Annotated in this window: 13 protein-coding genes; 6 read left to right on the top strand and 7 right to left on the bottom strand. The window is 46.6% G+C overall.

The genetic code is table 11. The features are described 5' to 3' along the window. The first annotated feature begins 109 nt into the window (after positions 1-109). The 4 genes from pepB to FS373_RS13975 all read left to right on the top strand — a co-directional run bounded on the left by pepB (position 110) and on the right by FS373_RS13975 (position 4,101). Positions 110-1,387, top strand: a complete 1,278-nt coding sequence (pepB, locus tag FS373_RS13990; RefSeq protein ID WP_144048035.1) for an aminopeptidase PepB — start codon at positions 110-112, stop codon at positions 1,385-1,387. A 193-nt stretch (positions 1,388-1,580) separates the two neighbouring features. Beyond that, the gene (locus FS373_RS13985; protein ID WP_144048034.1) at positions 1,581-2,156 is read left to right on the top strand and encodes a response regulator; all 576 of its coding nucleotides are present in this window, start codon (positions 1,581-1,583) and stop codon (positions 2,154-2,156) included. A 605-nt stretch (positions 2,157-2,761) separates the two neighbouring features. Further along, positions 2,762-3,073 carry an Mg2+ and Co2+ transporter gene (locus FS373_RS13980; RefSeq protein ID WP_144048033.1) on the top strand — a complete coding sequence of 104 codons (312 nt, stop codon included), beginning with the start codon at positions 2,762-2,764 and terminating at the stop codon, positions 3,071-3,073. Continuing rightward, a complete protein-coding gene (locus FS373_RS13975; RefSeq protein WP_152829655.1) occupies positions 3,070-4,101 on the top strand; it encodes an HlyD family secretion protein in 1,032 nt (343 codons plus the stop codon). Before FS373_RS13980 ends, FS373_RS13975 begins: the two co-directional genes overlap by 4 nt. Positions 4,102-4,146: 45 nt before the next feature. On the opposite strand, the gene FS373_RS13970 is transcribed toward FS373_RS13975, so the two are convergent. Then, positions 4,147-4,755 (bottom strand): 2'-5' RNA ligase family protein, encoded by a 609-nt coding sequence (locus tag FS373_RS13970; RefSeq protein WP_144048032.1) that lies wholly within the window; start codon positions 4,753-4,755, stop codon positions 4,147-4,149. Between the two features lie 175 nt (positions 4,756-4,930). Here FS373_RS13970 and hrpB point away from each other — a divergent pair, with 175 nt between their 5' ends. Continuing rightward, positions 4,931-7,561, top strand: a complete 2,631-nt coding sequence (gene hrpB / locus FS373_RS13965; RefSeq protein WP_144049104.1) for an ATP-dependent helicase HrpB — start codon at positions 4,931-4,933, stop codon at positions 7,559-7,561. Positions 7,562-7,609: 48 nt separating this feature from the next. Beyond that, positions 7,610-9,952, top strand: coding sequence for a penicillin-binding protein 1B (mrcB, locus tag FS373_RS13960; protein WP_144048031.1), 2,343 nt, complete (start codon positions 7,610-7,612; stop codon positions 9,950-9,952). Between the two features lie 120 nt (positions 9,953-10,072). On the opposite strand, the gene FS373_RS13955 is transcribed toward mrcB, so the two are convergent. From FS373_RS13955 to FS373_RS13930, 6 genes are read right to left on the bottom strand one after another with little or no spacing between them, the layout of a single operon-like run. Next, on the bottom strand, positions 10,073-11,215 hold the full coding sequence (locus FS373_RS13955; RefSeq protein ID WP_152829654.1) for a DUF2931 family protein: 1,143 nt from the start codon (positions 11,213-11,215) through the stop codon (positions 10,073-10,075). A 39-nt stretch (positions 11,216-11,254) separates the two neighbouring features. Continuing rightward, positions 11,255-12,394, bottom strand: a complete 1,140-nt coding sequence (locus FS373_RS13950) for a DUF2931 family protein (protein ID WP_152829653.1) — start codon at positions 12,392-12,394, stop codon at positions 11,255-11,257. A 39-nt stretch (positions 12,395-12,433) separates the two neighbouring features. Continuing rightward, positions 12,434-13,624, bottom strand: a complete 1,191-nt coding sequence (locus FS373_RS13945) for a DUF2931 family protein (RefSeq protein ID WP_152829652.1) — start codon at positions 13,622-13,624, stop codon at positions 12,434-12,436. Next, on the bottom strand, positions 13,624-15,654 hold the full coding sequence (locus FS373_RS13940) for a T6SS phospholipase effector Tle1-like catalytic domain-containing protein (RefSeq protein WP_194165850.1): 2,031 nt from the start codon (positions 15,652-15,654) through the stop codon (positions 13,624-13,626). The genes FS373_RS13945 and FS373_RS13940 overlap by 1 nt, the downstream gene beginning before the upstream one ends. Further along, positions 15,651-16,451 carry a DUF4123 domain-containing protein gene (locus tag FS373_RS13935; RefSeq protein ID WP_152829650.1) on the bottom strand — a complete coding sequence of 267 codons (801 nt, stop codon included), beginning with the start codon at positions 16,449-16,451 and terminating at the stop codon, positions 15,651-15,653. Before FS373_RS13935 ends, FS373_RS13940 begins: the two co-directional genes overlap by 4 nt. Continuing rightward, entirely contained in the window at positions 16,451-18,493 is a 2,043-nt protein-coding gene (locus FS373_RS13930) for a type VI secretion system Vgr family protein (protein ID WP_152829649.1), read from the bottom strand. Before FS373_RS13930 ends, FS373_RS13935 begins: the two co-directional genes overlap by 1 nt. Positions 18,494-18,617 lie beyond the last annotated feature (124 nt).

Genomic DNA, 18,617 nt, shown 5'->3' with positions numbered 1-18,617 from the left:
ATTATTGGAATAATGGCACAAGGTTATCAGCTTTTAACTGTCGGTATCTGACTCTATGAAGTAAACTGCGTGCAAAACGAAATAAGCAATAGTTCAGGAAGGAACACCCATGACAGATTTAATGAAAGTTACCCTTACCAAAGATGCACCGGCCGCTCATTGGGGCAAGGCTGATGTTACTTTTAGTAATGATCTGGCGACGATCCATCTTCAAGGTGACGATGAGTTGCGTCAGATCCAACAAGCGGCACGTAAACTTCGTAGCCAAGGTTTATCGACCATAGCCCTTGAAGGTGAATTGTGGAATGTGGACTCTCAGTGGGCCTTCTCCCTGGGTTTCACCACGGCTAAATCTGAACCTGAGATTCGTTGGACTGGTGATGATTCGGCTCAAATTGAACTCCAAAACCGCCTCGAGAGTGCTGGTTTTGCGCGTCATTTGATCAATGAAACCCCTGAAAATTTAGCGCCTGTTAAGTTAGCTATTCTGGCGGCCCATTGGTTATCTGAGATCGGCGGCGATAAGGTGACTTACCGTATCATCGAAGGCCAAGAGCTTTTAGAGCAGAAATGGGTAGGTATTCATGCTGTGGGTCGTGGCAGTGAACGTCCACCTGCCATGCTTGAACTCGATTACAACCCGCTAGGAGAAGATGCGCCTGTATCTGTGGCCTTAGTGGGTAAAGGCATTACATTCGACTCTGGCGGTTACAGCATCAAGGCCTCGGAAGGCATGCTGGGAATGAAGTGTGATATGGGCGGCGCATCTACCGTAACAGCGGCGCTCGGTCTTGCCATGAAGCAAGGCTTGAACAAGCGTGTAAAACTCTTCCTTTGCTGCGCCGAGAATCTGATCAGTGGCCATGCCTATAAGCTTGGTGATATCTTGACCTATAAGAATGGTGTTACGGTCGAAGTGGTCAATACCGATGCCGAAGGTCGCTTGGTGTTGGCCGATGGCTTACAAGCGGCATCAGCCACAGGTGCTGAGTTGATCATAGATGCAGCGACCTTAACAGGCGCGGCAGTTATGGCGGTCGGGACGAATTACAATGCTATCTTCTCTCCGTCGAGTGACGTACTCGCTATGGCACAAGCAAAAGCTGCCGAAGTGGGTGAGCGAGTTTGGCCTCTGCCGTTAGATCCTTGGCATCGTGAGATGTGTCCATCAGCCTATGCCGATACGGCGAACAGTCGCCCGATGAAAGGTGGTGGCGCCGGCGGTGCATCCAACGCTGCAGGCTTCCTTTGGCATTTTGTGTCACCGGATGTGAAATGGCTGCATATGGATCTGGCTTCTGCTTTTGCCGACTCTCCAAATGCTCTTTGGGCCGCAGGTGGTACCACACACGGTATGCTAACCATAGCGGGCTTGCTTCAGGACTAATCTTAAGCCTGATGCAGTAAAGCTTCTGAAGCCAGAGTTATAGTGACTCTGGCTTTTTTATGGGCTTTGACTGTCTAGCTGTAACCTTGTTCTTTACGTATTACCCTTACCTGATAATATCTTCCCCAAGCGATGCTATTGCTCCACCAGGTCGTTTGTTGCATTATTGTTACTCTTAAGCGCTACTCTGTAAGTGTCTAAGTTTGCGAGAACTCGGCAGAAGCTAGACAAGCTTGCCCATGATTGGCCCAGAGTGTCGATAATTTTATTTTCTATCGTTGTGAGTTTCGTCGTTTTATATGCTCTGCTTTCTACACATTCCTTCGATCGATACTTAACTGCGAGTCATGAAGGGCATAGTGTTATCGATGAAAAGACAATTGTTTACAGTGAGGCTGCCGATGCCATTGGGCGGGTATTATGGATAGATGACCATCCGGAGAATAACTCGAGGGAGAGGGAGTATCTTAGGAGGGAAAACATAGGGGTATACAGCACTACTTCATCCCGGGAAGCCCTGCTACTTATCTCCTTATATCAATACGATGTGATTATCTCAGACATGGGCCGCGAAGAGGATGCCATCGCCGGTTTGAAATTACTCGAGAAGATGCGTAACCAAGGTACCGTGATCCCTTTTTATATCTATACCCTGAATGCGACAGATGAGTTGATCGCTAAAGTTACCTCCAGCGGCGGTCAGGGAGTCGCAGTAGATTCAAGGGACCTTTTTCGACAAGTCATGACTCATTTCGATACAGAATTATAGATCTTAGAGCTAAATGAGAGTCCTTGCCAAAAGGACTAACCTGCAACTGATAATCATTAACTGTATCTATTTATTATCTTTTTATGCCTATTCAACCCCTTAAATCTCTATTGTTGGCCAATTCAAAGGTTTTCACATCTTTTCAAATAATATCGGTCTGTTTTAAGTTTCGACTGTGATATTAATCTTAGCTCTACTGATTTTAAGCTCAGGGTAGAGCGTGAACATGGTGATTACTTTCTAATCGGAAATAGGATCTAGCTAAGGCCTGTTAGCTAGTGATTTTATAAAGTAGCTTTAACAATTAAAACTAAAATTTGTCAGCAACTACATTCTTCAATTGCTTCCTTGGAAAGGGGGCATTTTTTTATCTACGTTTTTAAAAATTCTTCTTATTTTACCTGATATAAGTCTATCACCTCTGCTATCTAGGCATGCTTCCTCACCTCGATTCAACTGTCATTCAGCCAGGTAAAGTTAGACTCTCGGCTGCTAAATTATTTTGTGCTTACTTATCTCAACGAGATGGGTTTATCCGTCCTCAGTGTTATTCCTCTTAGTGAAGATTATTGAGTGTTGACTCCAGAGTTCAGCTGAGAGAATGAATGAAAATACATGATACAAGTTTAGAATTTGAATCCCTGCCTAGTTTGATGGTCTTGCTCGATTCCGTCGCGTTTATGTGGTTTATCGCCTTAGTGACGCTATCGGTATTCTCTTGGGTTGCCCTAAAGCTATGGCACCTGCATTCATTGCCAAAATACATGGCGAAAGAGAAGGGAATGCATCAAGCAAAACTGATTTTTTGGTTATGTATGTTAGGTCTAATTTGGAAACCCTTGTGGGTCATCGCTGTAATTGCGATTGTGACGGATTGGGATAAGGCACAGTTATGGTTTAAGGGGACACGTTCATGAAAGAGATAATGCTTCCCTATATATTTATTGTTTGGTTATTGTTTAAGTTTAAAGTCATTAATCCCAGACCCAGAAATTACTTTATCAGCGTGTTGATTGGTTGTCTGCTTGCCTTTAGCCTGTTTATGGCGCATCGATTCTATTCCCCTGCCGATCTGACTAACTCGACGACAGTTAGAGCCCCTCACTCGGTGCTATCACCGGCTTTAGGCCAGCAGATTGATAAGATCTATGTCGATCATAACCAGCACGTAAACGAGGGAGAACTGCTTTATACCTTGAGGGACGATACCGTTGTTAGCGCCATCGATGAGGTGATGGCGAAGAAGATGGAAATTCAACGCACGGTGGAAGCAAAACAGGTGGAGTTTACTCAGGCCAATCGTGATTATGTTCGAAATCAAAGGATCCAGGCTCATGTGAGTGAGCGTGATCTGGAAAATTCCGGGGATCGAGTCGAGATTGTTCAGGCCGAGCTCAAGGTTCTTGAGGCACAACTGGATGTTCAGCAGGCTAAGATCCGCAGCCTAAATTATGAACTCAGCCAACTCAATGTGACCGCCCCCTTCGACGGTATGGTGACCCATGTCTACATTGCCGGTGGCTCACGTGTCGGCGCCATGCATTTTTGGCAGACAGATAAGAAGTTTGTCGAGATGCGGATCCCGGATCAGTCCTTTGCCTATATCAATAAGGGGCAATTTGCCGAGTTTTATATCGATGCTTACCCGGGGCAGATATTCAGGGCGAGAGTACACAGTAAAGTAGAGGCAACCGGAGAGGCACAGGGGGATATATTTCCAAGAGAACAGTCCGTTGGCAGGCATATTTCTCTGGGTTCTATGCCGATCGGGCGTACGGTTATCTTAGAAGTCGATGAAGCGACTATGGCCATGTTGCCCATAGGTGCGACGGGATCGGCATGGATCAGCGCCGACAAGCCTCATAGCATACTCGGTTTCTTAGACATCATAGGGGCGGCGACGGTACGTTTAGTGGCGACTAAGTCTTATTTGAATGCAATTTAGTTCAGCTTTTGTTGTGATGTTTTAGAGGTTGAAAGCTTAGCGTGTTCAGACTAATGGCCAGGAATGTAAAATATGGTATTCGACACCACGTTCGCCACTGACTGATTGATATAAATGCATCTGACTTGGGGTTAGCGTGATCGAAGCTAAACCCATCTGCATCAGAGTTTGTTTGGGCAACAACTTGGCTTTCCTGAGCAAGGTGATGTGGGGAGTGAAATGCAGATGGGGTTTAGTTAGCTGCTTGGCGCCATTTTCTGTCGAACTGGTGGGTGGCGATTTTGACTGTATCGCATCAATAATCTGCTGACAACGCTCAACGGCACAGTACAACTCAGGATTGAGTGATACCTGAGTCAAGGAAGGCGCGGATAAGCACAGCACCTGAGGCTTACGCCACAAGGTTAATTTGTCTAAGGTGATGCTAAATTTAGTCCAGCCACCGGTGCAAGCCATGACATCGATAGCCTTAATTAACCGGGCAAGAGAGTCATTATCGGTTTGACCGAGAAAGGCGAGGGTCATATGAAAATTATTTCGATTGACCGGGCGACCATAACCTTTGTGACCTGCTGCACTCAGTTGAGACTGAATATCGCTGAGTTGATTAACTTGCTGCTTTGTTGGCGAGATGCCTAAAAATAGTCGCTGCATATTACTTCCTTTAACTATGGCTAAGGGAAATAGCTCTTCTTTATATTATGGCGTGGAAATAACTGTACAGGCTAAGTTTTTATTTATACATGTATTTTTAAAGTATTTAATCATGGGTCGAGTCATAGTTCAGAGCCTGAAAGAGGCTAGGGCATATGCCATCCCACCAGCAATCATGTACACTGGGTCGCCATCAGCCATAGAGACCTCACTTCCCTTGAATCAGTTACCCATACACCAGCTGCTCTCGCCCTTAAGAGAGGCTTTTCGTGCCACAAATCAAGTTATTCTGGAAGCGCCCACCGGTGCCGGTAAATCGACGGCATTACCGCTAGCTATGCTAGATTGGAGTGAGCTGAAAGGCAAAATATTGATGCTTGAACCTAGGCGCGTGGCGGCAAGGAGTGTGGCGCATTATATTGCCAGTCAGCGAGGCACTCAGATAGGTGGGGAGGTTGGTTATAGAGTGAGGGGCGAGTCTCGTTGCGGTGATTCGACCCGGTTAGAGATCGTCACCGAAGGTATTTTGACTCGCATGATCCAGCAAGATCCCGAGTTAACTGGAATTGATCTCATTATCTTCGATGAAATTCATGAACGTCATCTCACGACCGACCTTGGCTTGGCATTGGCGCTGGAGATCCAGGGATCATTTCGAGAAGACCTTAAAATCTTGGCCATGTCAGCTACGCTTGCAGGCCTTCCACTGTCGACTCTGATGCCAGATGCTTGTTCGTTACAGAGTGAGGGCCGCAGTTTTCCCGTCGAGCTAGGTTATCGAAGCCTGGCAGAATCTAAGGGGCGGACTCAAGGGGCCAACCCTTACCAAAATCGCACCCAAATTTGGTTAGAACACATGGGGAAATGCATCGTCGACTTGCTCAATGGCGATGATAAGCATCTTGCTAGCTTAGATGCCAGTGTAGCGAGAGATATCGATTCTTCTGGTTCACTGCTCGCCTTTCTTCCCGGTCAGGGGGAGATCATGCGCTTACATGATTATTTATCTCAGCGTTTGGATCTTAATTTATTTTCTCTCTGCCCACTCTATGGCAGTCTGCCGGCTAAAGCCCAAGACAGGGCAATCGCTCCAGCCACAGATGGTAAGCGTAAAATCGTCTTGTCTACCAATGTCGCCGAGTCGAGTCTGACCATTGACGGCATCACTATGGTGGTTGATTCCGGTTATAAGCGTCATGCCAGCTTTAACCCTAAAACCGGGGTGACGCGCCTGACACTCAAACGCATCAGTCAGGCATCTGCGGCCCAGCGTGCTGGGCGCGCGGGGCGTCTTTCTGCCGGTTATTGTCTGCGGCTCTGGAGTCAAGAGGAGCAAGGGCGACTGATTAAGGCGGATGAGCCGGAAATTTTACACAGCGATCTGATTCCCATGTCACTGGATGCCGCTTGTTGGGGAGTGAAGGCGCTTAATGAATTGCCTCTGCTGACTCAGCCTTCGAAAGCCAATGAGACAGTGGCCTGGCAGTTACTGGCCTTATTAGAGCTGGTCGATGCACAGAGAAAGCTAACTCGCCATGGTAGTCAAGCTTATCAGCTGGGCTGTCATCCAAGGCTGGCGCATATGTTACTTAAGGCAAAGACGCTCTCACAGAGCCAAGGGGATGATCATCTGGTGGGCTTGGCTTGTTTACTCGCCGGGATTTTAGAGTCCCGCTCTCTGGGTCGACATGGCGTCGATATCAGTCACTACCTCAGAGAGGCAATCCAGGGGGAAGCCGGTAAACAGGTACGTACCTGGATGAAAAAACTCAAGGTTAATATCGACCTGTCTCGGCTCGTCTCATCTGTGGGTTCTGGTGATATCGCCCTGTTATTAGCGTTGGCTTTTCCGGATCGTATAGCCAAGAGCCGAGGTGTGTCTGGCTATCAGTTGGCGAATGGTACCGGGGTCACTCTTCCGGAGCATGATCCTTTAGCCCGGGCCAATTGGTTGGTGGTGGCAGATTTTCAGGAGAGTGAGGGACGCACCAGTGGCAGAGTCTATTTGGCGGCCGAGATAGATGAAGATTTGTTTAAGAAGCGATTATCTTTTCTGGTCAAGAGCCAAGATTATTGTGGTTGGGATGAGGCGAAAGGACGATTCTTTGCCGAGAGTCGACAGAGGATCGGTCAAATCGTCTTGAGTAAGGCGGCATCGAACAAGCCTGCACCTGAGCAGATAAAAGCAGCCATATTTGAACAGATACGAAGTAAGGGGTTGGAATTACTTGATTTTAACCCAAAGGCATTACAGCTTCAATGTAGAGCTAAGCTAGCGTCTGAGCTAGATACGGATACTGGCTGGCCGGATATCGGTGAACAACATCTCTTAGATACCTTGGAGGATTGGCTGGGGCCTTACATTAATGATGTAAGAAGCTTGTCACAACTGCGGGCACTTGGCTGTTATACTCAGCTGCTTAATCTGTTTGAGTGGGACAAGCAGCAGCGCCTCGACAAGCTTTTTCCCTGCCATTGGCCCATGGCAACTGGGACCCGAGCGGCCATCACCTATGATGATGCGGGCAGGGCCAGGCTCAGTGTCAGATTGCAAGAAGCATTAGGCATGGCTCAGAGTCCTATTTTAGCTAATGGCAAGCTAACGGTGACCATGGAGCTACTCTCTCCAGCGCGCAGACCTTTAGCCTTAACTGCCGATCTTGCCAGCTTCTGGCAGGGTCCATATGTTGAAGTAAAGAAAGAGATGAAAGGCAGGTATCCCAAGCATCTATGGCCAGATGATCCAGCCAATACCTTACCGACCCGTTTTACCAAGAAAAAGACATTAAGTAGAAATGATAGCTAGTTCCCAGGGCTTAGTTCCCGGGAGCCGAAACCTTTTTTCGGAATAAAGATGACAAAGAAAGCTGTATCTAAACAAGGTGCCAAGAAAGCACCGTCTAAAGCTAAGCCGCGTAAAAAATCTTCGGCTAGAAAAGTATCCTCTGGCTGGAGCCGCAAAGTCTGGTCTATTGGCTGGAAGCTTGGCGTTATTGTCATCGCAGCTGTGTCTATTTACAGCATCTATCTGGATCAAATCATAGCGCGAAAATTTGAAGGGCAGAAATGGCACCTTCCCGCTCAGGTATTCAGTCGTTCCATGGCCCTTTATCCCGGCGCCGCAGTCAGTCATGGCCAATTAATTTCAGAGCTTAAGTTACTCGGTTATCGTAAGGTCGCCAACCCCAGACAGGTCGGTGAGTTTTCTGCATCCAGAACCAGAGTCGATCTTTGGCGTAGGCCTTTTCTGCATCCTCAAGGGGATCAGGCGGAACAGAGGGTGATGATCACCTTCGATTCTCAAGGTGTGAGTGCTGTTTCCCGCTCCCAAGATCATCGTCAATTGGCTGTTTTCCATCTCGAGCCGGTATTACTGGATCGAATCATCACAGGTGATGGCGAAGATAGGGTGTTTGTGAAAGCCGATAAGATGCCGTCATCGATTATAGAGGCCCTCATTCTGGTCGAAGATAGAAGCTTCTATGAACACTATGGCGTGAATCCTTTCGCTATCGTTCGCGCCTTGATGGTCAACATCAGCGCGGGAAGAACGGTACAGGGGGGCTCGACACTGACTCAGCAGCTGGCCAAAAACTTCTTCCTGTCGAGCGAACGTTCACTGGTGCGTAAGGCCCGTGAAGCCTTGATGGCCTTGATCATAGATTTTCGTTACGGCAAAGATGAAATCCTAGAAGCGTATCTCAATGAAGTGTATATGGGTCAAGATAAGGCTCGTGGCGTACACGGTATGGGGCTGGCGTCGCAGTTCTATTTTGGTCGACCTATCGCCGAATTGACTCTGTCTCAACAAGCCTTTTTAGTCGCCGTGATTAAGGGGCCTTCTTACTACAATCCCTGGCGTTATCCCGAGCGTGCTCAGGAGCGACGTGATCTAGTGCTTAGACTCTTGATGGAAGGGGAAAAGATCTCAGTAGCCCAATACAAGGCCGCCGCCGAGTCTCCTCTGGGCTTGAGAAAGTCAGATAGACCTGTACATCAAAAGTTACCCGCCTTCTTTGCCGTGGTGAAACATGAACTGGCGAGACGCTTCGGAGATACCTTACTCAAGCAGTCGGGGATTAAGGTTTACACCACACTCGATCCTATGGCCCAGGAAGCGGCCGAAAAGTCGGTTAAGAAGGTGATGGCTCGACTGGGTAAGAATGATAAGCAGCTCCAAGTAGGCATGGTGCTGACAGATAAGGCCACTGCAGGTATTGCTGCCATGGTGGGAGATAAATCTCCGGGCTACAAGGGCTATAACCGCGCCGTTGAAATACGTCGTCCCATAGGCTCCCTGATAAAACCTTTTGTCTATGCGACTGCGCTCAAGCAAGCCGATAAGTATAATTTAGCGACGCCACTGAAAGACCAGCCCATCACCTTGAAAAATGGTCATGGTAAGACCTGGTCTCCACAGAATGTGACCAGGAAGTTTAGTGGTAAGGTGCCCCTGCTCACAGGCTTCAAGAAGTCGATGAATGTGCCCACGGTGAACTTGGGCATGGCTATCGGAGTCAGTAGTGTGGCCACGACTTTAGACAAGGCGGGCTGGAGGGAGAAAATCTCTGAGTATCCTTCTATGCTGCTGGGAGCGGTTAGTGGCTCACCCTTGATGGTGGCTCAGGTCTATCAAACCATTGCCGATAACGGACGCTATCGTCGACTATCGTCTATCACGGCCGTGTTAGACAAGGACAATAATCCACTGCCTGTATCACGTATTCCTCAGAGTCAGGCGATAGACCCTGCAACAGATTTCTTGGTGCAATATGCCATGACTCAAGTGGTTCAATCTGGCACTGCGACTCGTTTAGGTAAGGCGTTCCCTGGCATTAGCCTTGCGGGTAAGACTGGCACCAGTAACGACTCCCGTGACTCTTGGTTTGCCGGTTTCGATGAACGTAACGTCGCCGCAATCTGGGTTGGCCGCGACGATAATGGTAAGACCGGGCTCTACGGCAGTAGCGGCGCCATGGCCGTCTACCAAGACTTCCTCAACAATCGTCCTCCTATCAGCCTAAGGCGCACCCCCATCAATGGCGTGGTTAATGGCCACTTCGATCGTTTAACCGGTAAAGCGATGGAAGCGGGTTGTGAAAACACCATAGCGTTGCCAGCCTTGAGTGGTAGTTATCATCCGGCGAAAAACTGTGGCGAGCCATTATCCTGGTGGCAGAAATTCACAGGTGGTTAGTGCCGTTAGTGAAGAGTCGCTAGTGGGCTAGTGAATCCTAGCTAGTTGCTAGCGAATAGTCATGAGAAGGGCTTGTTGAATCACAAGCCCTTTAAGTATCTTCTTTGATTGGAGTTGGCTTCATTCGAGGTTAGTTTCATTCTGACTCGAACTCAATAATTTACTATCTGCGCGACAAAAATCATCGGCCCAGGTCTGTACTTGCTTCACTTCAACCGAATTGAGTTCGAGCCCCTTTGCAATCTGAGTCGCAGGCACTTGTCCTTGAGCACTCAATCTGGCAAGAACCCATAATTCTCTTTGCTGGTCATTGAATCCTTTCTCTTCGGCTTCTTGCCAGGCTAGATGAATACCTGTATCGAGGTAACGGACTTTTACCGCGAAGTCATAGGCATTATTCCAAATACGCCTTGATAGCTGATGTTGCGGCGATCCTATTTCAAGCTTCACTTTGAGGTTATAGGGTTTTTCAGCCCAGCAATGTGTGAGTTTTGGAGCTGGTGTAGGCTTGGGAGGCAATTTTTTTTGTTTGGCATTGGAGTTACGCATCAAGGCCAGCTTATCTTCTGGGATAGGAAATAGCTGTACGTTTTGAGCAGTCACTTTTTCGCGAAGCCTTTTTGTCAAGGAAGCATAATATTCGGTATTTCTGTCGGGATAAAATGCGTAATCGAATGGTCCAGAAGCCTGAACATACTCTACGAAGCTATACTCTAGATCACAGTAACTCCAAAGCCAAACGCTAACTTCACCGCCTGGAATAAGTCCGAATATCAACTTATTTCCACATTCACCTCCCTCTCCTGGTTTGGGGGCGTTTTTCAGCCTTAACATTTTTTTCTGAAGCTCATCACTCAGACGGTAATTTAACCGGTAAAACTTGCCCTCCGCCAGTGACAACCAGGCAACGAATAGCTCCTCTGGCGGTGTGACTTTCCATGCTGGTTGCTGTGCAGTGGCATTAAAAACTCTAGGTGAAAGGATGTAGGGATCCCATTTCGCTCCCCTTGATATAGCTCTTTGTTTCCTTTCTTCAAAATTAACTCGGTAAGTATTGGGAGGAATAAGAATACTGGTCCAGTCTTGACTGTCGTTGATCCCCCAGATATGTTCAACTTCGACTCCATAATACAGAGGAGCGGTGATCCCGACACTCCAAGGCATACCTTCATCACGTGTAAGCTCCCTAGGAACACTCTTGCAGGCGCTCAGCAAAAAGATAACAGTCAGAGTAACCAGCAAGCATACCTTTCTAATAGACATAGTTATTGCTTGATTCGAGATGACTTTATTCAAGATGCGTTATTCAAAATGAGTTTCATTCTGACTCGAACTAGATAATTTGCTATCTGCGCGGCAAAAATCATCGGCCCAGGTTTGTACTTGTTTCACTTCAGCAGAACTGAGTTCGAGCCCTTTTGTAATCTGAGTCGCTGCTACTTGGCCTTGAGCACTCAATCTGGCAAGCACCCATAACTGTCTTTGCTGAGCATCGAACCCTTTTTCTTCAGCTTCTTGCCAGGCTAAGTGAATACCCGTATCTAGGTAACGTACTTTTACCGCGAAGTCATAGGCATTATTCCAAATACGCCTTGATAACTGATGTTGCGGCGAGCCTATTTCAAGCTTCACTTTGAGGTTGTAGGGTTTTTCAGCCCAGCAATGTGTGAGTTTTGGAGCAGGTGTAGGCTTGGGAGGCAATTTTTTTTGCTTGGCATTGGAGTTACGCATCAAGGCCAGCTTATCTTCTGGGATAGGAAATAGCTGTACGTTTTGAGCAGCCATTTTTTCGTCATAACGCTGAACCGCCCCTTTAAAGAACTCTTCATATGCAAGATCAAAGGGAACACCGAACGGACCAGAAGTCTTAACACGATCTATGAAACGGTATTCAGATTCACAGTAACTGGATAACCAAACGCTGACTTCACCACCAGGAATAAGTCCGAATATCAACTTACTTCCACAGAAACTAGTCTGTTCGGGTATGGTCTTAGTGTTAAGACTCAGCATTTGCTGCTGTAATTCATCACTAAGACGATAATTTAGCCGATAAAACTTACCCTCCGCCAGTGACAACCAGGCAATAAATATCTCCTCTGGGGGAGTTATTTTTCGTGCTGGTTGCTGTGCATTAGCATAAAAAACAGTTGGAGAAAGCATGTAGGGGTCCCATTCATAGCCAGCAGCTTGTGTGGACTTTCTATCTTGGTCCAAGTCACTGATATGGGTATTGGGAGGAAGAAGAATACTGGTCCAATCCTGACTGTCATTGATCCCCCAAATATTTTCAATCCTGACTCCGTAATACAGAGGAGCGGTGATCCCGATACTCCAAACAGCGCCTTCATCAAGAGTAAGTTCCTTAGGGATGCTCTTGCAGGCGCTCAGTAAAAAGATAACTGTCAGGGTAACCAGCATGCATACCTTTCTAACAGACATATTTATTGCTTGATTCGAGATGACTTTATTCAAGATGCTTTATTCAAAATGAGTTTCATTCTGACTCGAACTAGATAATTTACTATCTGCGCGACAAAAATCATCGGCCCAGCTTTGTACTTGCTTCACTTCAGCCGAATTGAGTTCGAGTCCCTTTGCAATCTGAGTCGCTGCTACTTGGCCTTGAGCACTCAATCTGGCAAGCACCCATAATTCTCTTTGCTGGTCATTGAATCCTTTCTCTTCGGCTTCTTGCCAGGCTAGATGAATACCTGTATCGAGGTAACGGACTTTTACCGCGAAGTCATAGGCATTATTCCAAATACGCCTTGATAGCTGATGTTGCGGCGATCCTATCTCAAGTTTAACTTTGAGGTTATAGGGTTTTTCAGCCCAGCAATGTGTGAGTTTTGGAACTGGTGACTTTTTAGTTAATAATACTGGGGAACCGGGCGCAGTATTACTATTACGCATATGCTCTAAGCGCTCAGGAGGAATAGGAAAAAGGGTGACGCCATCTGCCTCTGCTCTTTCTTTTTGGCGACGGATTAATCCTGGATATAAACGGCTTTGATGTCCTTTACCAAAGTAACTCTCATCAAAAGGGCCCATCAGTGCTTTGACTCGCTCAATAAAAGTGTATTTCCCGCAAGCGCCCAGCCAAACATTTGCTTCACCCCCTGGAATAAAACCGAACAACAAAATACTGCCGCAGCCGAGGCCATCTTTGTCTTTATATAACAGATTATGCAGCATTGTTTGCCGCAACTCCGGACTTAAAAAATAGTCCAGCTGATAATATTTCCCCTCAGCTAACGACAGCCAAGCAATAAATACTTGCTCAGGCGCATTCACTTTTGGGGAAATAGTTTGTGCGCTATTCACATAATTGCCGTATAGCTCCAAACTAAAAGGGTCAAATGTCCAGTGTGAGAATTTAGCTTCCTTAATTCTCTCTGCCCGAGAATCATAAGAGCGATTGAGCCTAGTATGAGATGTTGCCCAACCTAAATTGTCGTTATATGTATTCACTTGCTCTACATAAACATCATAATAAAATGGGGCTGTGGCATAAATGCGCCAAGTAGAGCCGTCTTTTAAATCAATATTGGCTTCTCCTCCAGCGCATGCTTGGAAAAAAAATAGTGATAGCAGTACCATAACAACTTGCTTTAATTTCTTGATCCTAAAAAAATATGGAATCATCCTATTTCTATCTACTAGTATCATTATGCTCCTTGCTTACAAGAGTATGAAGTGCGCACAAAATTCTCATTGGGGACATTGGGCGTAATCAAGCCCCCTAAGATTTCAAAACCTGAACTATGGTGAATAAAATGAGGCCTTAAGGCTCGATGAAATTTATCATCGAGTAACAAGGGCAGCACTTTACCTTGCTTAGCTTGCTCCAGTACTTGCTGACTGATATTAGCAAAAGATTGATCTAGTACTTGGTAATTGTCATTAAAGTCGGTGATAACATAATTATCATCATCAGTCCAAACGCTTTCTTTTTTAGTATCAAGTTTTACTCCTTTAAATTCAGCTAACCCCGCCATTAACCTTAGTGCTAACCGAGATAAGTCGCCTTCGACTATACGAGACATAATCAAATTAATGATGATACTCGGCTCTCTGCCTCGCTGACCTCGATAGGTGCGATGTGTAATGCTTAAGTCTTGCTCCTGACACCAATTATTATTTATTAATCGCTGCTTTTCTTGCTGTATTCTCTCATAGGCTTTTGTCTTTTTCATCGCTTCTTCAGTAGTGGTTCCCCATTTGCTACGGTAACTGCTGCGCTCTATTGCCACTAACTTAGAATCGGTGAAAAAGGGATCGTACTTTTGTAATTTTCCAGAAAAGAAATGCCGTGAAGGATAACCGCCGCCGATATCGGAGTGTACACCTGGTAACGTGATTTCAACAAAATCACTGCTTGGGTTACTGGAGGCATTATTGAGGCGATTGAGTGAGAAGTTATAGCGAAATTCATCTTGGGGATGCGCGGTTAAATGCACCACTTTACCGACACGTTTGGGGTCCAGATAAAGCTTAACGGATCCATTGTCATCATCGTGAGCCCCATCGAAACCATCAAGGCCGGTGATGATTGCTGCAACGGTATCGAAAATACCGACAAAGTTGATGTAGCAGTACTGGTTATCTTGCCAGTCGAAATGTGGATGTAGCCTGATATCGGATAGCGTTTCTTCGATGTACTTAGCTACTGGGTTATCCTCTTCCAATAATATCTGGTTGACACAGTGGCGAGCGGCGGCGGCACCACGGCTGAAGCCGAAAGTATCGAATTCGAATTTGCCTATGCCGTCATAATCGCTTTGTATGTTTGGCCAATGACTGAATTTAAAGTTATCAATAATTTCGGTATAACCAAATTCGACTCGTGATTCAACTCCTGTCTCGCCCCGCCCCATGCCGCTGCCAACTGCACTGTCACCATCAATCCCTTGACTGGTTGGAGCTTCAAGAGAGGTACCAATACCATGAACATAGAGGCCAATTTGATATAAAGAGTCTTCTGGGTAGCTTCTATCGATATAGAGATCTCTTAACTTCTGGATATTGGTGAGTCCGTTAGTTGCGCTGCCTTCGACCTCAACGCTGTTATCTGGAGCTTCGCAAGCATCACGCATGGCCTGCAACGCTTCAGGGCTATTGGCGCCGCATTTTTGCATCCACTTATTTACGTGTTGCTCTCGTTGCTCACGGCCCCACAGGGCATTGGCGGTATTATTACCCGTGCCATCAAAGAACAGTCCCATGCGCACGGTAAGCCAATTAAACGCCTTTACCTCCAACACATAAGATTTGTTGGTAAAGAGTTCATATTCACCGCTGTCACCTTTACTTGCTTGATGGCGCTCTGGAAGTGGTGTTTTGGGTGGCTCGGTAACAAGATCGCCGCTGGTTAAATGTAAGTAGTTTTTTGGCGTATCACTGAAGCCATTTTTTTGCTCTGAATAACTCACAACCTGATTATCTTCGCTTTCGAGTCGTGGCTTCCTAGTCATGGATTCAGTCAGCCAAGGTTCTGTGTCTAGTGTAATGGTGACAATACCTGGAGCGAGATTGTTCAGCAGCTGTGGTCGACCTGTGAGGGTTACCTCTTGGCTATTGCCGCCACTGTCCGTGATGAATGCCTTAATGCCTTGAAAAGGATGATTATTCTCATCGCGAATATCAATTTCAATCCAGTGGTCTGACTGTTCACAAGCGATACAATGTTGATTACTCATACACTTTTCATCCATCTTGCTAGAGTCAGACTCTCTTGCTGATTTAATTTCATACCCAGTACTATCCCTTCGGGTGAGTAATTCACACTTTTCCCTAGCTGGGCAGCAGCCCACATAGGGATATCGAACTCATCCATGTTCTCTTGTTTTGCCGAGATGATTGCAGATTCAATGATCTCTTTTCTCATAGGTTGCATGCACATTAACGGATGCAACTGCTGCCATAGTTGACGTTCGATGGTATATACATGCCTAGGTAGATTACTTTGGGAAGCTAATTGCTCGGGGCTGAGATACCACCAAGGGACATCGCGGGATGCATCATATGCCCTGATTTGATTATTGCTAAAGTTCAGCCAATGCTGGTCATGCTCCATGGCAAGGTGATGAATTGGCCCCATAAACTCCTCTTGTTTAACAGGTGTCAACGAGGAGAGAAAAGGCGCCAATACATTGATATCGTAATAGCGGAAAAGTACCGCCTCGCCTTCATAAACAGCCAGTAATAAACTTTGTAAATGTTTGGATATTGCTTCGGGGCTATGTGAGCTGCTTAACCAAGCACCTGTTAATGAAGGATATTCTGTCAGAATATCCGGATCTTTTTTTATCAATTGTGACAAGGGTAATAACCAGGGACCTTTCTCTTTATGCTCTTCAAACTCCGCCTGTTGAAACAAAGGCTGCGCGTCCTCACCACCTAGTCGACAAAATAGCGGCAGTAATTCAGGTTGTGATAACAGGTCAACCAAAAGATAAACCGCTTGTTGCTGACTTTCAATCCACTGTTTTAACACTATTTATCAGCCCCTAATAGAGGGCACACTTTTACCATGGGAGCAGAAAAAGTATCGGCAACAAGTAATGCGCTTAAATCAACCTTCCCCATGGGAGGCGGCAAGACTGCGGCTTCGACATTACCAGGCAGGGCAGCCAACTGGCCGCTATAACCGCTTCCTGCGTTCGCGCCGCCACCTGAATTGAGATTAATGGCTGCGCCGACCAAGTGGACGCCTGCAGGGTCGATTTTGAGGAAACTGCCACCGGCTTTAAGCGTCAACTCGGCACCGGCCTCGATAACGATTTTCGTGCCGGCTTTCAGATGAACTTCGGTGCCGACTTCCAATATCGATTTTTTACCGACTTTGCTGTTTTGCTTACCTTCAACATTCACACAGGCATCTTGTTTCACTAAAGTGAGACTGTCTGCCGAGACGGTTAGGTGGTCATTATTCTTGATACGGGTAAAGCGCTCGTTCTCTATATCCAGATGGGAATCGTGTTTGATATGTTGGCTTAGGTCATTTTCAACCAGAGTGTTCATGTCCTTCTGGGCATGGAGGTATATTTCTTGCCTGTCAGCTTCATCTTCGAAGCGCAACTCGTTACTGCCTTCTCCCTTATGGGTTTGGGTTTTGAGTACGGTGCGGGTTTTGTTTGCAGGCAGGGGGTAAGGCACCTGATTGATACTATGAAAGGTACGGCCTGTGATAATAGGCTGATCGGGGTCGCCCTCTAAGAAACTGATGATGACTTCATGACCTATTCTGGGGATGGCCACCATGCCATATTGTCCACCGCACCAACCTTGGCTGACACGTACCCAACAGCTGGACTTGTCATCGCTAAAACCGTATCTGTCCCAGGGAAACTGCACTTTTACCCGGCCAAATTCATCACAGAAGATTTCTTCATCTTTGGGGCCAACCACAGTCGCACTCTGGGGACCTGTGACCAGAGGTTTAGACTTAGGTGTCGCCTGCCATGGTGCGTTGCCTGGAATGACGGTAAATTCGTTGTTATATGTGGTGACGCTCTGGGTGTTTGCCTCTTCCGCCGCAGCACCTTGCTCGCCTCTATGTTGAACCGTGACGAAAAGCCAGTCGCAATTGAGTGCGGTATCGTTATGACCCATTAAGTCAAATTTGCAGCCACTGATGCTCTGCATTATGTTACTGCGCCCTGTAGCTAACTGCGCATCACGGCGTAGGTATTCTTGGCGCACTCTCGTAATGGGAATACCTGTTTCATCGTCCTTATAACGACCGGGATAGTCGAAGTGTTCATAATCGGGCCGCTGGTACTCCAGTGATTTTCCTGTGCTGGTCTGTAGAAAGCTGTATTGAGGCTTCTTGAAGCTGTTGTCTTTGAGCGTGACACTTGCGGGTCTTATTTGGTGGCGATAGCTAAATGAGCCGATAAAGGGAGCATCCGTTGCGCCGCCACTGGTGGCGTTGTAGGGAAATGGTGTATCTAATTTTGACTGTTTATCTGTATTGTCGCTGAAGACTAAGGTATGCGCTTTTTCACTGTGCTGAAAATAATAGAATAGGCCCACTTCAGCAGCTAAACGTGAGATAAAGTTGAAATCGTTTTCTCGGTATTGGACGCAATATTCTCGCACTTCAGACTCAAATCTGGCCTCACAACTGAACGCGTAATCCTTGATACCCATCTCGGTGAGCACAGTGGCAATAATTTCAAGCACGCTTTTCTGTTGGAAGATACGGCTGTTTTGTCGCAGCGTTAATCTGGATAGGGCTGGCACTAGAGTAATGTGATATTGGGTATGATGATGGCCAGTGTTGGCTTTACTGAACTGACTGACGATGCCGTGAACCTGACGTTTCAGTTCGCCATCTTGATACCAGCTTAATAAGCCATTCTGGTCGACAATCGACACTGGGCTAAGGTTATCCAGTCGACTCAGTAGGGTTAACTTAACCTCGAATGGTGAGGATAAGCCCTCAATAAAGTCAAATGCCAATACATTAAAACTGTCATCACTCACACCTTCGGCGCTAAACCGATAACATAATCCATTTTCCACTGGTGACATCGCAATATCCTATATGCAATTTGATGGGTGCTCCCCTCCCAAAAGGACCAGTTCTGGGAGGGAAGCGTATTTACCTGTGGGTTAAACTGATTAGCAGGTAAATCTTTGCCTTGCGCCATTAAAA

Source organism: Shewanella sp. YLB-07 (assembly GCF_009377275.1).
This window is presented reverse-complemented; position numbering and strand designations above follow the sequence as displayed.

Bases quoted from the DNA above. Each gene is read 5' to 3' on its own strand.
- pepB (WP_144048035.1), top strand. From the start codon at position 110: ATGACAGATTTAATGAAAGTTACCCTTACCAAAGATGCACCGGCCGCT.
- FS373_RS13980 (WP_144048033.1), top strand. From the start codon at position 2,762: ATGAAAATACATGATACAAGTTTAGAATTTGAATCCCTGCCTAGTTTG.
- FS373_RS13975 (WP_152829655.1), top strand. From the start codon at position 3,070: ATGAAAGAGATAATGCTTCCCTATATATTTATTGTTTGGTTATTGTTT.
- FS373_RS13970 (WP_144048032.1), bottom strand. From the start codon at position 4,755: ATGCAGCGACTATTTTTAGGCATCTCGCCAACAAAGCAGCAAGTTAAT.
- hrpB (WP_144049104.1), top strand. From the start codon at position 4,931: ATGTACACTGGGTCGCCATCAGCCATAGAGACCTCACTTCCCTTGAAT.
- mrcB (WP_144048031.1), top strand. From the start codon at position 7,610: ATGACAAAGAAAGCTGTATCTAAACAAGGTGCCAAGAAAGCACCGTCT.
- FS373_RS13955 (WP_152829654.1), bottom strand. From the start codon at position 11,215: ATGTCTATTAGAAAGGTATGCTTGCTGGTTACTCTGACTGTTATCTTT.
- FS373_RS13950 (WP_152829653.1), bottom strand. From the start codon at position 12,394: ATGTCTGTTAGAAAGGTATGCATGCTGGTTACCCTGACAGTTATCTTT.
- FS373_RS13945 (WP_152829652.1), bottom strand. From the start codon at position 13,624: ATGATACTAGTAGATAGAAATAGGATGATTCCATATTTTTTTAGGATC.
- FS373_RS13940 (WP_194165850.1), bottom strand. From the start codon at position 15,654: ATGAGTAATCAACATTGTATCGCTTGTGAACAGTCAGACCACTGGATT.
- FS373_RS13930 (WP_152829649.1), bottom strand. From the start codon at position 18,493: ATGTCACCAGTGGAAAATGGATTATGTTATCGGTTTAGCGCCGAAGGT.